Below are 12,880 nucleotides of genomic sequence, written 5' to 3' on the forward strand. Positions count from 1 at the left end.
TGCCGCCGGGCCGCCCCAAGGCAGGCCAGTCCCCCCGGTGGGCAGCGCACGCCACGAAGTGACCAGCGTGGGGGTCATGTCCTCAGACCGTGGTGGCCGGGATCACCGGTCGCAGGCGCGAGAGCGCTGCGCTGGTGAGTTCGCCAATGCGCTCCAGGAAGTCGGTGCCCATGTCCGCCGAAAAACGCTGGGCATCGGGCGATGCCAGTACCAGCAGGCCAAAAGCCTGGGGCGCGATCCCGGCGCGCAGGGGAATCAAGGCCAGCGAGGCCGCAGCAGCCGGGTCGGCCAGCCACTGCGCGGCCTCCAGCCCCGGGTTGGCGCCGCAGTACGGCAGCGTGAGCGACGAGGCGAACGCCATCACGTCCTCGCTGGCTCCCTGTGCATAGGGCTCGGCCGCGAACTCGGGCGCAACGCCCCAGACCTTGATGGCCACCTGCGGCACCAGGAACTGGTCGGCAATGCCGCGCGCCGCAACGGCGGGCAGGTCGCTGGCCAGGCGCGTGAGCAAGAGCTCTCGCGTCCAGCGCTGCAGCTTGTCGGCAATGGTCGTGTTGTCCTGGCCGTGGCGGATCATTTCAGCGGCCTTGAGTTCAAGCCCCTTGATCTTCTCGCGCAGCATCTCGGCCTGCCGCTCCTGCAGGCTGACGGCGCGCTTGCCGTGCGGACTGGTGAGCTGCACCGTTCCCAGCACATCGGCGTGGCGCTCGAAGAAGTCCGGCGTGTTGGCCAGGTAGTTGGCGATGTCGTCTTCGGTGATCGGGGGGATGGACTGATGGGTCATGGTGGTTCGGTTCGGTGGGGGTTCAGGCGAGGTCGGGTACGTCGATCTCGCCTTCGAAGACGGTGGTGGCGGGGCCGGTCATGAACACCGGGGCGTCGTGCGCCGGGGTGTCCTGCCATTGAATGGTGAGCACGCCGCCGTGCGTGTGCACATCGACTGTCGAATCCAGCAGGCCCAGTCGGATACCGGCCACGACAGCAGCGCAGGCCCCGGTGCCGCAGGCCAGCGTCTCGCCCGCGCCGCGCTCAAACACGCGCAGGCGCACCCGGCCGCGGTTGACGATCTGCAGGAAACCCGCGTTCACGCGGGCCGGGAAGCGGGCATGCAGCTCGATCAGCGGCCCCTGGCTCAGCACTGGCGTGGTGTCCACGTTGTCCACCAGCTGCACCGCGTGCGGGTTGCCCATGGACAGCACACACACCAGCGCCTCGCCGCCACCGGGCAAGGCCAGCGGCCAGCGCTCGATATTGCCCATCGTCGTTGAAACGAGGCCGCTGGCGTCGAACGGCACGCGCTCCAGCGCAAACACCGGCGCGCCCATGTCGACCGTGACGCGGCCGTCATCGTTCAGTGCCAGGCTGATCTCGCCCTGCTTCACCTTCACCCGCACCGGGTTGGCGGTGGTCAGGCCCTTGTCGTGCACGTAGCGCACGAAGCAGCGCGCCCCGTTGCCGCAATGTTCGACCTCGCCGCCGTCGGCGTTGTGGATCACGTATTCAAAGTCCAGCCCGGGTCCGGGGGAAGGCCGCACGCTGAGGATCTGGTCGGCGCCGACGCCGAAATGCCGGTCGGCCAGCCAGCGGTATTGCGCGTGGGTCAGGCCCAGACGACCACGCGTCTCGTCGAGCACGACAAAATCGTTGCCCGCGCCCTGCATTTTGGTGAACCGGATGTGCATGGGCGGATTATCCGTCCAGAGCGGTGCGCACCGGCAGGCCGCATCGCCGCAGCGTGGTGCGCTTCACACCGGTGCACACGCACCGCGACGGCCCTCCGCCCCACCCCCAGACCACTTTGCGCACAAAGTCTGTGCTGTTTTGTATGCAATCCGGTGCACATTGCATACAAAACAACTGGCACGGTTGATGCACTACGGCAGTCATGGATGACCACACACCCCAGCCTGCCGCCGTCGAACTCATTGCACTCACCAAGCGCTACGCCCAGGGCAGCGTGGCCGTGGACAGCATCGATCTGCGCATCGCGCCCAACAGCTACTGCTGCCTGCTCGGCCCCTCGGGCTGCGGCAAGAGCACCACACTGCGCATGATCGCCGGCCACGAGAGCACCACCAGCGGCGACATCCTGCTGGAGAACCGCAACATCACCAGCCTGCCCGCCGCCGCGCGCGGCACGGCCATGATGTTCCAGAGCTTCGCGCTGTTCCCGCACCTCTCGGCGCTGGACAACGTGGCCTTCAGTCTGAAGATGAAGGGCGTGGACAAAACCACGCGGCTGAAACAGGCGCAGGACCTGCTGGAACGCGTGGCCATGGGCCACCTGGCGCAACGCAAACCGGGCGAACTCTCCGGTGGCCAGCAGCAACGCGTGGCGCTCGCCCGCGCGCTGATCACCCAGCCGCGCGTGTTGCTGCTCGACGAGCCCCTCTCCGCGCTCGACCCCTTCCTGCGCATCCAGATGCGCGCCGAGCTGCGCCACTGGCAAAAGGAGCTGGGCCTGACTTTCATCCATGTGACCCATTCGCAGGAAGAGGCGATGGCCCTGGCCGACACCATGGTGGTGATGAACCACGGCCGCATCGAACAGGTGGGTCCGCCCCACACCGTCTACAACCGGCCCGCCAGCGAGTTCGTGGCGCGCTTCATGGGTGGCCACAACGTGCTCAACACCACCGACGGCAAGGTGGCTGTTCGCAACGACCACATCCAGCTTGCACCCGCCCACAGCGGCAGCGGTTGGCTGGCGACGATCAGTGACGTGGAGTACCAGGGCACCTATGTGCTGCTGGGCCTGAAGCTGAACGGCACCGACGACAGCGTCTCGGTGATGCTGCCCGAAGCCGCATTCGTGCAACAGCCCTACGCCCCCGGCGACAGCGTGAACCTGACCTGGGCTCCCTGGCAGGCCCACACCTTTCCGCCAGTGCTCGACGCGCCGGTCGCCACGGCGGCCTGAACCCGCGCGGCCCTCCTTTTTTCCTCTCGTTTTCCTCCCCCGCAACCCAACCCACTGGAGCTCGACCCATGTCCAATTCGATCAAAGACAACACCGACACCCTCACCGGCCTGTCGCGCCGCCGCCTGCTGCAAGGCACCGCCGGCATGGCCGGCATCCTGGCCAGCGGCATCTCGCCGGCCATCGGCCAGGAAAAGATCACCCTGCGCTACCTGGGCACCGCGGTGAACCAGGACAAGGCCATCGGCGACAAGTTCGAAAAAGACACCGGTATCAAGATCCAGTACGTGGCCGTGACCACGGACGACGTGACCAAGCGCGCCGTCACCGCGCCCAACAGCTTCGACCTGATCGACACCGAGTACTTCTCGCTGAAGAAGATCGTGCCCACCGGCAACCTCAAGGGCATCGACGTCAAGAAGATCAAAAACGCCGACAAGATCACCCCGCTGTTCACCACTGGCAGCGTTGCCGGCAAGGCCGTGGGCGACCAGGGCACCGCGCCCAAGAAGGTGATCTTCCTCGAAGGCGAAAAGAGCAAGGTCTTCGCCAAATCGCCGACGCAGTTCATGTCGCTGATCCCCACCGTCTACAACGCCGACACGCTGGGCATCCGCCCCGACCTGATCAAGCGCCCCATCAACTCCTGGGCCGAGCTGCTGAACCCCGAATTCAAGGGCAAGACCGCGATCCTGAACATCCCGTCGATCGGCATCATGGACGCCGCCATGGTGGTCGAAGCCATGGGCCTCTACAAGTACCCCGACAAGGGCAACATGACCAAGGCCGAGATCGACCTCACGATCAAGACCCTGATCGAAGCCAAGAAGGCCGGCCAGTTCCGCGCGCTGTGGAAGGACTTCAACGAATCCGTCAACCTGATGGCCTCGGGCGAAGTGGTGATCCAGTCGATGTGGAGCCCGGCCGTGACCGCCGTGCGCACCAAGGGCATCGCCTGCAACTTCCAGCCGCTGAAAGAAGGGTATCGCGCCTGGGCCGCCGGCTTCGGCCTGCCCGCCACGCTGAGTGGTCGCAAGCTCGACGGCGCCTACGAGTTCATCAACTGGTTCCTCGACGGCTGGGCCGGCGCCTACCTGAACCGCCAGGGCTACTACAGCGCCGTGCTCGACACCGCCAAGGCCAAGATGGAAGCCTACGAGTGGGCCTACTGGATGGAAGGCAAGCCCGCCGCGCAGGACATCAAGAGCCCGAACGGCGACGTGCTGGCCAAAGCCGGCGCGGTGCGCGACGGCGGCAGCTACGAAGCGCGCATGGGCGGCATTGCGTGCTGGAACGCTGTGATGGATGAGAACGAGTACATGGTGAGGAAGTGGAATGAATTCGTCGCTGCGTGACGAATTCCCCCCCGCGCCGCCTGCGGCGTCTCCCCCCAAAGGGGGGCACCACTGGCGGCCCGGCAAAGCCGGTTCCGCGGTGGCCTGGAGGGGGCTTCGCTGCGCTCGCCGCGCGAGTTCCCCTCCCCCATCCATCTTTGTTTGATTGCGTGAACCCATGAGCAGTCCCTCCACCTCCACTGCGGCGCTGGTCGCCGACAGCCCGAACCGCACGCTGCACGCCTGGTGGCAGGCCGCGCCGTTCACGCTGGTGTTTGTGCTGTTCTTCCTCATTCCGCTGGGGCTGATCGTGATGGTCAGCTTCTGGGACTTCAACGAGTACGAGCTGCTCCCAGCGTTCACGCTGCGCAACTACTTCGCCATCTTCGAAGGCTGCTCCGTGCTCACCGAACACGGTGATTTCTGCGTTTCGCTCTCCACCTATTTGTCCACGCTGAAGTTCAGCCTGCTGGTCTGGGGCATCACCCTGGTGCTGGGTTTTGCGGTGGCGTATTTCCTGGCCTTTCACGTTCGCTCCTCGGGCATGCAGACGGCGCTGTTCATTCTGTGCACCGTGCCGTTCTGGACGTCCAACGTGATCCGCATGATTTCCTGGGTGCCGCTGCTCGGGCGCAACGGCCTGGTCAACCAGTCGCTGCAAGGCGTCGGGCTGATCGACGAGCCCATCGAGTGGCTGCTGTTCTCCGACTTCTCGGTCGTGCTGGCCTTCGTGCACCTCTACACCATGTTCATGATCGTGCCCATCTTCAACAGCATGATGCGCATCGACCGCAGCCTGCTCGAAGCAGCCAGCGACGCCGGTGCCAGCGGCTGGCAGACGCTGTGGAACGTGATCGTGCCGCTGAGCAAGACCGGCATCATCATCGGCTCCATCTTCGTCATCACCATCGTCATGGGCGACTTCGTCACCATCGGTGTCATGGGCGGCCAGCAGATCGCCTCGGTCGGCAAGATCATCCAGGTGCAGACCAGCTACCTGCAGTTCCCGCTGGCCGCGGCCAACGCGGTGATCCTGCTCTCGGTGGTGCTGATGATCATCTGGGGCCTCACGCGCCTCGTCGACATCCGGAAGGAACTCTGACCATGGCCCATTCCTCCGAATCGCGCGCGCCGGGCTACTGGCCCTTGGCCGCCGTCTTCGCGCTCTTCGTGCTGTTCATGTACGGCCCGATGTTCGTCATCTTCGTGCTCTCGTTCCAGGGCCCGGAGGGTGGCCTCACATTCCCGCTGCGGGGTCTGTCGCTGCACTGGTTCCGCCAGCTCGCCGAGGGCCTGGGCACGGTGGACATCGGCGCGGCGTTCCTGCGCTCGCTCATGCTCGGCGGCGTGGTGATGCTGTTCACCGTGTTGCTCTCGGTGCTGGCGGGTCTGGCGTTCCGCAAGAAGCTGAGCGGCGGCAACGCGTTGTTTTACGTGACGGTGGCCAGCCTGATCATCCCGTCCATCATCGTGTCGCTGGGCATCGGCCTGCAGTTCCGCCTGCTCGACGGCGGCCTCAAGTGGCTGCTTGAAGCGGTGGGCGCCACCACCACGCTGGAGGAGTACGGCACCGCGCTCGGCCTGTTCACCTCGGCGCTCGGCGCGCACCTCACCTGGACCCTGCCCTTCGGCCTGCTGATCATGTTCGCGGTGTTCAACCGCTTCAACCCGGCGTACGAAGAAGCGGCGCGCGACCTGGGTGCCACGCCCTGGCAAACCTTCCGCCACGTGGTGCTGCCGCTGATCGGGCCGTCGGTGGTGGGCATCGGCATGTTCGGCTTCACGCTGAGCTGGGACGAGATCGCCCGCACCTCGCAGGCCATCGGCGACGTCAACACGCTGCCGCTGGAACTGCAAGGCCTCACGTCCACCGTCACCACCCCGGCCATCTATGCGCTGGGCACCGTGACCACCGTGGTGTCGTTCGCGGTGATCGGCGTCACCGTGGGTCTGGCCATGCTGCTGGGCCGGCACAAGAAGGGTCGCGCCGGATGAGCGCCACCCGCGCCCGCAAGACCGCCGACGTGGCCCTCGCGCCGCTGTCGGACAACGACATCTACGAGCGCATGGTCTCGGCCATCCTCGACCACCAGCTCCCGCCCGGCACCAAGCTGGTCGAAGACCGGCTGGCCGAGGCCTTCGGTGTCTCGCGCACGCGCATCCGGCCGGTGCTGGTGCGCCTGGCCAACGAGCAGGTGGTCACGCTCACGCCCAACCGCGGCGCGTCCATCGCCCAGCCCAGCGAGCAGGAGGCGCGCGAGGTGTTCGAGGTGCGGCGTTTGATCGAGCCGACGCTGGTCGAGCGCTTCGTGGCGGTGGCCACAGCGGCCGACATGCAGACCCTCACGCGCTGCATCCGCGACGAAGAAGCCGCGCGCGCTGCGGGCGACATGCGCCGTGCGATCCGCCTCTCGGGCGACTTCCACCTGCACATCGCCGACCACGCCGGCCACGGTACGCTGGGCCGCATCCTGCGCGAGCTGGTCTCGCGCACCTCGCTGATCCTCATGACCTACAGCGCGCCGCACAGCCAGGCACGTGAAGACGCCACCGCCTGCGGCTGCCAGGAGCACCGCGCCCTGCTCGCGGCGCTCAAGCTGCGCGATGCGCGCGAGGCGGCACGCCTGATGCGCGAGCACCTGGAGCGACTGGAGTCGCAACTGAGCTTTGCACCGGCGCGCGAAGCCACGCCCGATCTGCTGCAACTGTTCGGCTGAACATGAAACAGCTGCTGGTCATCAACCCCAACACCTCGGAGCGCGTGAGCGCGCTGCTGCAGACCCATGTGCAAACCGCAGCCGGCCTGCACGTACAGGTCCGCACCGTGACCGCGCGCTTCGGCGCGCCCTACATCGCCGACGAAGCGAGCTACGCCGTGGCCGCCCACGCCGCGCTCGACGCCTGGGCCGCCGCGCTGACCAGCCCCGAACCCGCACCCGACGCCGTGCTGATCGGCTGCTTCGGCGACCCGGGGCTGATGGCGCTGCGCGAGTCCAGCACGGCGCCGGTCACCGGCCTGGCCGAAGCCGCCTTCATCGAGGCCGCTCGCCACGGCCGCTACGCCATCGTCACCGGTGGCGAGCGCTGGGGCCCGATGCTGCAGCGCCTCGCGCAAGCACTCGGCCAGGCGCAACAGCTCGCCGGCATCCACACCGTGGTGCCCACCGGAGCACAGCTCGCCGCCGACCCGGCCGCCGCCCACCGCCTGCTGGCCCAGGCCTGCCGCGACGCGGCCCACCAGCTCGGCGTGCAGGCCGTCATCCTCGGCGGCGCCGGTCTGGCCGGCATGGCGACCGCCATCCAGGGCGATGTGCCCGTGCCGGTGATCGACAGCGTCACCGCCGGCACCCACTGGGCGCTGCGCACGCCACCACTGCCGCCGGCGCGCAGCACCCCGGGTTTCGACATCGCCTGGCAGGGGCTGTCACCCGAGATGCTCGCGCTCGCGCCGACCCAGGCGGCCTGAACCTGCCCGGGAGGTGACAGCCGGTTCACGCCCGCTGACGCACAATGCCCGGATGGCCCGCCCCACCCAACTGCTTCACCCCGCCCGCACGCCCGCCTCCGTGCGCCCTGCCGCCACCGTGCTGCTGCTGCGCGACGGCCCCCAGGGCGTCGAAGTGCTCATGACGCGCCGCTCGATGACGGCCTCGTTCGCGCCCGGCGCCTACGTGTTCCCGGGCGGCGGCATCGACGCCACCGACGTGCTGGCGCACAACCAGTCCACCCGCCGCGCCACGCAAAGCGACTTGCACCTGACCCAGGCCATCGCCGCCATCCGCGAGAGCTTCGAGGAACTGGGCGTGCTGCTGGCCCGTCGGACCGACGGTTCTCACCTCGGAACCGACGAGATTGCTGCGCTGGACCGCCAGGCACCGTTTGCCGGCCAGTGCACGGCACAAGGCCTCACGCTGTCGGGTGGCGAAGTGTTCGTGCTTGCCCACTGGATCACCGACCGCGACCTGCCGCGCCGCTTCGACGTGCCCTTTCTGGTGGCGCGCATGCCCGCAGGCCAGCAACCCGTGGCCGACGAGGCCGAGCAGTTCGAACCCGTGTGGGTGCGTCCGACCGACGCGCTGGCGCGCCATGCCACGGGCGACTTCTTCATCATCTTCCCGACCATCCGCACGCTGGAGCGGCTGCAGGCCTATCCGACGGTGCAAGCGGTGCTCGACGCCTGTGCCATCAACGACGAACCGCTGTTCACCAGTTGCCCGCGCGCCGGCCTGATGAACGGCCACGAATCGCGCCACATGGAGCACGAGCCGCCGTTCGGCGAACTGACCCTGGTCTGCCCGGACGGCCAGATCGTGCACGAACTGGGCTGGCAGACCGAGCGCCCGGTGCCGCTGCTCAAGAACGTGCAACGGCTCACCGCACCCAACCCCGGCTTCATGACCGGCCCGGGCACCAACAGCTACCTGGTGGGCGACCCGGCAGGCGGCCACATCGCCATCGATCCCGGTCCGGACATTCCGGAGCACATCGAGCGCCTCTGGCGCGCCGCGGGCGGCGACATCCGCGCCATCGTCTGCACCCATTCCCACCCCGACCATTCGCCGGGAGCGGCGCGGCTGCAAGGGTTGTGCACGGCGGCAGGCCGCGAGGCGCCCGCCATCCTGGGCCGGCCCAGCGCGCCCACGGCGCGCGAAAACAGCCGCTTCACGCCCGAGCGCGCATTAACCGACGGTGAACGTATCGTGCTGCAGGGCCAGGATGGCGCCACGCACACGCTGCAGGTGGTGCACACCCCCGGCCACGCCGCCAACCACCTCTGTCTGTTGCTCGAAGAAGACGGCTTGCTGTTCAGCGGCGACCACATCCTCAACGGCAGCACCACCGTGATCGACCCGCCCGACGGCAACATGGGCGCGTATCTCGAATCACTGGACAAGCTGGATCGACTCTGCGAGCAACATGGGGTCGATTTCATCCTGCCCGCACACGGTTACGTGCTCGGCGACCTGCGCCGAACGACCGACAACCCGAGCGCACCGGAACACGGCGGCGCCCGCGCGGCCATCGCGCACCTGAAAGCCCACCGCCTGGCGCGCGAAGCCAAGGTGGCGCGCGCCATGCAGGCGAAGCCCGAAGGCACGATGGACGACTGGGTGAAGATCGCCTACGACGACGTGCCCGAGCGCCTGTGGCCCGTGGCCAAGCGCTCCCTGCTCGCGCACGTCGAGCGCATCCAGAGCCTGGGCGGCTTCAACCTGTAGCCACTGGCGAGCATCACCCATGCAGGGAGCACGCATGAAAAACGCCACAGGCCGCCTCGCGACGGGGATCGCACTGGCCCTGGCCCTGACAACCCTGCCTGCGCTGGCCAGCATGAACCTGGCCCTCGACAAAGGTTGCCTTTCCTGCCACGGCTCACCGCCACGCGGCAAGGCGCCGACCATCGCCCAGCTGGCTGAACGGTACGCGTCCCTCAAAGGGCAGGAAACCCAGATCGAGGGAAAGATCGAGCATCTGCGCGAACACCACCTGTTTGGCGGTGTGCCGGCCCATGAGCGCCTGAGCGCCGAGGAGGCCGAGCGCTTTGTGCGCTGGCTGGTGGACGGCGGCCGTTGAACCGCCGGATCTGAAAATAGTGTGAAGCGCGCCGATACGCCGGATTTTGTGCGCCCAGGTTGCCCTGAACGTGACCGTCATTCATCTGGGCCGGGGGTCACCCACCCGGCTCGGTGCTACCTACCCGCCAGCTCCGCGGAACCACGTCAACGCTGGCCTATTTGGTATTGCTGCGCGTAGAGATTGCCCGTTTCACCCGCACTGAAGCGGCTCGTCTCTGTTGCTCTGATCCTCACCTTAGGGCCTTGCGGCTTGTCGGTGGAGAGGTGTTACCTCCTACGCTGTCCTGTGCAGTCCGGACGTTCCTCCAGCACTCCCTTTCGGGCTCCCTTGCGGGCTGTGCCAGCGACGGCCTGGCGCGCTTCACCCAGCGATTATCCAATGGAAAGGCCCCCACGCTCCACCGCTGCGCGGGTCGCTGCCCCCCGAGGGGGCTGATCCGCCTTGGGGCGGCCCGGCGGCGGATCGTCCTGCCGACCCTTCAAACCAGGCGTTCGATCTTCTTGTAGCGCCACACCAGCTGGTGGTAGCCGGTCTGCAGCGCCAGCATGGCCGCGTAGGTCACGGGGAAGGCCATCCACACGCCCTCCAGCCCGAAGCGCTGGTTCAGCCCGTAGGCCACCGGCAGCTGCACCAGCAGGATGCAGGCGATGGAAATCGCCACCGGCATCAGCACCACGCCGCTGGCGCGCATGATGCCGCCCACCACCGACTGGAAGCCGAACAGCAGCATGCTCCACAACATGATGTGCAGCAGGTGCTCGGCCTGCGCCAGCACCTCGGGCTGCGTGATGAACAGACCCAGCAACCAGTTTGAAAGCGCGTAGCCCAGCAGCACCAGCGAGCCGGTCACGCACACGTTCATCCACAGCCCCGTGCGCAGGATGGCCCCCAGGCGCTCCACCCGGCCCGCGCCGATGGCCTGCGCGCCGAGGATGGACGCGGTGATGGCGATGGACAGCGCGGGGAACTGCACGTAGTTGACGATCTGCGTCACCGCGCCATAGGCCGCCGTGGCCTGCGAGCCATGGCCGTTGACCAGCGACAGGATCACCAGCTCGGAGATCGAGATCACCACCATCTGCAGCCCGGTGGGCAGACCGATGCGCATCACCTGGGCCAGGATCTTGCCGTCCAGCCGCAGGGACTGGAGCAGCATCCGGTCCGGCGCGAGCACGCTGCGCTTGCCCCGCAGGCGCCAGACCAGGAAGCCCAGCGATGCAGCCTGGGACACAAAGCCCGCCAGCGCTGCGCTCTGGATGCCCATGGGCGGCAGCCCCAGCCAGCCTTTGATCAGGGCCGGCGTCAGCAGCAGACCGACGCCGGTGGACAGCAGCAGGGCCTGCAGCGGCGTCACCGTGTCGCTCACGCCGCGCAGCAGCTGCGTGTAGAGGATGACCACCAGCAGCAGCGGCATCAGCAACATCATCACCCGCGCGTAGGCGGTGGCATCGTCGAGCACGTCGGCCGGCGTGCCCAGCAGTTGCATGCCCTCTCGCGCAAACACACTGCCCAGCAGCGCCGCCACGATGCCGATCAAGGCGCCCAGTGCCAGCGCGGAGCCAGCGATGGCCTTGACCTTCTCGGGCTCGCGCGCGCCCCAGGCCTGGCCGATCAGCACCGACGCGCCCGCACCCAGGCCGATCACCAGCGAGATGAAGAAAAAGAAGATCGGGAACATGCCCGACACCGCCGCCAGCGCGTGGGTGCCGAGCATCTGGCCGATGAAGATGCCGTTGAGGGTGCCCGAGAAGCTCTGCAGGAAGTTGGACAGCACCATGGGCGCGAGAAACACCAGGTAGATGCGCCAGAGGGGTCGTTGCGCCGCCGAAGGTTGGTTTTGCATGTGTGGGAACTGCGGGACATCAGGAAAGCATCAGGACGAATGCACGAACGAGGCGGCGAGCTCTTCCATCGACGGCACCTCGAAATGCGGGTCCATCGCGTCAAACATGGCGGGCGTGACCTCGAATGCAAATGTGGCGCCACGAACCTGGTTGCGTTCCAGCACGCGCGCTCGGCGCACACCAGCGTCGGCAGAGACAAAGTGGCGCTGCACCGGCAGACCGTCCTGCGCGGCCAGGCTGGCAAAGCGCGTACGGTCACTGGCCCTCATGAAGCCCAGGTCCAGCACCACCGGAACACCTCTTTGCGCCACCTCGCGGGCCGTCTGCCAGATGCGCGATTCGCAGCGTGCCACGCGGGTCATGATCCAGCCCATCGTGCCTTGCTGCGGCACGTCAGGGCCGAAGAGCTCGGCCATCCAGACGTCGATGGACAGCCGCATGGCTCGCTCGCGTTCGCACAACGCCATGGCATAGGTGGACTTTCCAGCGCCTTGCGGGCCGTAAACAATGTGCACAGTCGACATGCAAAACTCCTTCAAAGTCCAGAAACTGGTGGCGGGGAACGATCGGCAAATGCATCGCGGGCCAGCCAGGCGAGATAGGCTTTCACGTCGGCGGGCCAGTGGGCCGTGCGGCGGGCAAACACCTCGCTGTCCTGCGCAAACAGCGCACGCGAAGCCTCCTCGAAGCCGGGCAGGCCACCGCCAATGGCGCTCATGAATCGGTACACCCGTTCCTTGGCCTGGCGCTGCACGTCCTGATTGCCCTGGCATCGCCGGGCTTCTTCCACCAGACGGCGCAGAGCGGCCGAAGCGCCGCCACGTTGCTGTGCGAGCCACTCCCAGTGGCGCGGCAGCAGCGTGACCTCGCGCGCCACCACGCCGAGACGCGGCCGGCCCACGCCCTGCGCGACGGTCACCACTTCGGACTCGTCCGGGGGACCGCCGGCGGGCTGCGCGGGGGCATAGCCGGCTGGCCAGGGGTGGTCCACCAGGGCGCCGCTGGCGTCGTCAAACACCAGCAGGCCTCCAGCGCTCAGGTCCAGCGCGCGCAGCGCCTGGTCCACCTCGGCGTAGGAGCCGTTGGCGACGCGGCGGTGACCCAGAAAAGCGGTGCAGGTGGCGGTGGTGACGGTGTTCATGGCGCGTATTTTATACGGGTTTTATTATTTTACCCGGATTTATTTACAACAGTCCACCGGAGGC

13 protein-coding genes and 1 other RNA gene are annotated in these 12,880 nt (G+C 67.4%); 8 read left to right on the forward strand and 6 right to left on the reverse strand.

Features of this window, described 5'->3' with window-relative positions; translation table 11 throughout:
* Positions 1 to 82: 82 nt before the first annotated feature.
* Both AC23D4_RS11845 and dapF read right to left on the reverse strand, forming a co-directional pair.
* Positions 83 to 784, reverse strand: coding sequence for a DUF484 family protein (locus tag AC23D4_RS11845; RefSeq protein ID WP_472888701.1), 702 nt, complete (start codon positions 782 to 784; stop codon positions 83 to 85).
* Between the two features lie 22 nt (positions 785 to 806).
* Positions 807 to 1,682 carry a diaminopimelate epimerase gene (gene dapF / locus AC23D4_RS11850; RefSeq protein WP_472888702.1) on the reverse strand — a complete coding sequence of 292 codons (876 nt, stop codon included), beginning with the start codon at positions 1,680 to 1,682 and terminating at the stop codon, positions 807 to 809.
* A 203-nt stretch (positions 1,683 to 1,885) separates the two neighbouring features.
* On the opposite strand from dapF, the gene AC23D4_RS11855 reads away from it, so the two are divergent.
* From AC23D4_RS11855 to AC23D4_RS11890, 8 genes are all read left to right on the forward strand, one after another.
* Positions 1,886 to 2,920, forward strand: coding sequence for an ABC transporter ATP-binding protein (locus AC23D4_RS11855; protein WP_472888703.1), 1,035 nt, complete (start codon positions 1,886 to 1,888; stop codon positions 2,918 to 2,920).
* A 68-nt stretch (positions 2,921 to 2,988) separates the two neighbouring features.
* Positions 2,989 to 4,275 (forward strand): ABC transporter substrate-binding protein, encoded by a 1,287-nt coding sequence (locus AC23D4_RS11860; RefSeq protein ID WP_472888704.1) that lies wholly within the window; start codon positions 2,989 to 2,991, stop codon positions 4,273 to 4,275.
* A gap of 157 nt (positions 4,276 to 4,432) precedes the next feature.
* Positions 4,433 to 5,356, forward strand: coding sequence for an ABC transporter permease (locus AC23D4_RS11865; protein WP_472888705.1), 924 nt, complete (start codon positions 4,433 to 4,435; stop codon positions 5,354 to 5,356).
* A gap of 2 nt (positions 5,357 to 5,358) precedes the next feature.
* Entirely contained in the window at positions 5,359 to 6,249 is an 891-nt protein-coding gene (locus AC23D4_RS11870) for an ABC transporter permease (RefSeq protein WP_472888706.1), read from the forward strand.
* A complete protein-coding gene (locus tag AC23D4_RS11875) occupies positions 6,246 to 6,971 on the forward strand; it encodes a GntR family transcriptional regulator (RefSeq protein ID WP_472888707.1) in 726 nt (241 codons plus the stop codon). Before AC23D4_RS11870 ends, AC23D4_RS11875 begins: the two co-directional genes overlap by 4 nt.
* A gap of 2 nt (positions 6,972 to 6,973) precedes the next feature.
* Positions 6,974 to 7,720, forward strand: coding sequence for an aspartate/glutamate racemase family protein (locus AC23D4_RS11880; protein WP_472888708.1), 747 nt, complete (start codon positions 6,974 to 6,976; stop codon positions 7,718 to 7,720).
* A 52-nt stretch (positions 7,721 to 7,772) separates the two neighbouring features.
* The gene (locus AC23D4_RS11885) at positions 7,773 to 9,473 is read left to right on the forward strand and encodes an MBL fold metallo-hydrolase (protein ID WP_472888709.1); all 1,701 of its coding nucleotides are present in this window, start codon (positions 7,773 to 7,775) and stop codon (positions 9,471 to 9,473) included.
* A 34-nt stretch (positions 9,474 to 9,507) separates the two neighbouring features.
* On the forward strand, positions 9,508 to 9,828 hold the full coding sequence (locus tag AC23D4_RS11890) for a c-type cytochrome (protein ID WP_472888710.1): 321 nt from the start codon (positions 9,508 to 9,510) through the stop codon (positions 9,826 to 9,828).
* A 19-nt stretch (positions 9,829 to 9,847) separates the two neighbouring features.
* On the opposite strand, the gene rnpB is transcribed toward AC23D4_RS11890, so the two are convergent.
* From rnpB to AC23D4_RS11910, 4 genes are all read right to left on the reverse strand, one after another.
* Positions 9,848 to 10,193, reverse strand: an RNA gene (gene rnpB / locus AC23D4_RS11895) — RNase P RNA component class A.
* Positions 10,194 to 10,309: 116 nt separating this feature from the next.
* Complete coding sequence (locus AC23D4_RS11900; RefSeq protein ID WP_472888711.1) at positions 10,310 to 11,674, reverse strand: MATE family efflux transporter; 1,365 nt, start codon at positions 11,672 to 11,674, stop codon at positions 10,310 to 10,312.
* Positions 11,675 to 11,704: 30 nt separating this feature from the next.
* A complete protein-coding gene (locus tag AC23D4_RS11905; protein ID WP_472888712.1) occupies positions 11,705 to 12,199 on the reverse strand; it encodes a P-loop nucleotide/nucleoside kinase family protein in 495 nt (164 codons plus the stop codon).
* An 11-nt stretch (positions 12,200 to 12,210) separates the two neighbouring features.
* Entirely contained in the window at positions 12,211 to 12,816 is a 606-nt protein-coding gene (locus AC23D4_RS11910; protein WP_472888713.1) for a DUF2239 family protein, read from the reverse strand.
* Positions 12,817 to 12,880: the final 64 nt, after the last annotated feature.

It is taken from the genome of Hydrogenophaga sp. L76, assembly GCF_057654755.1.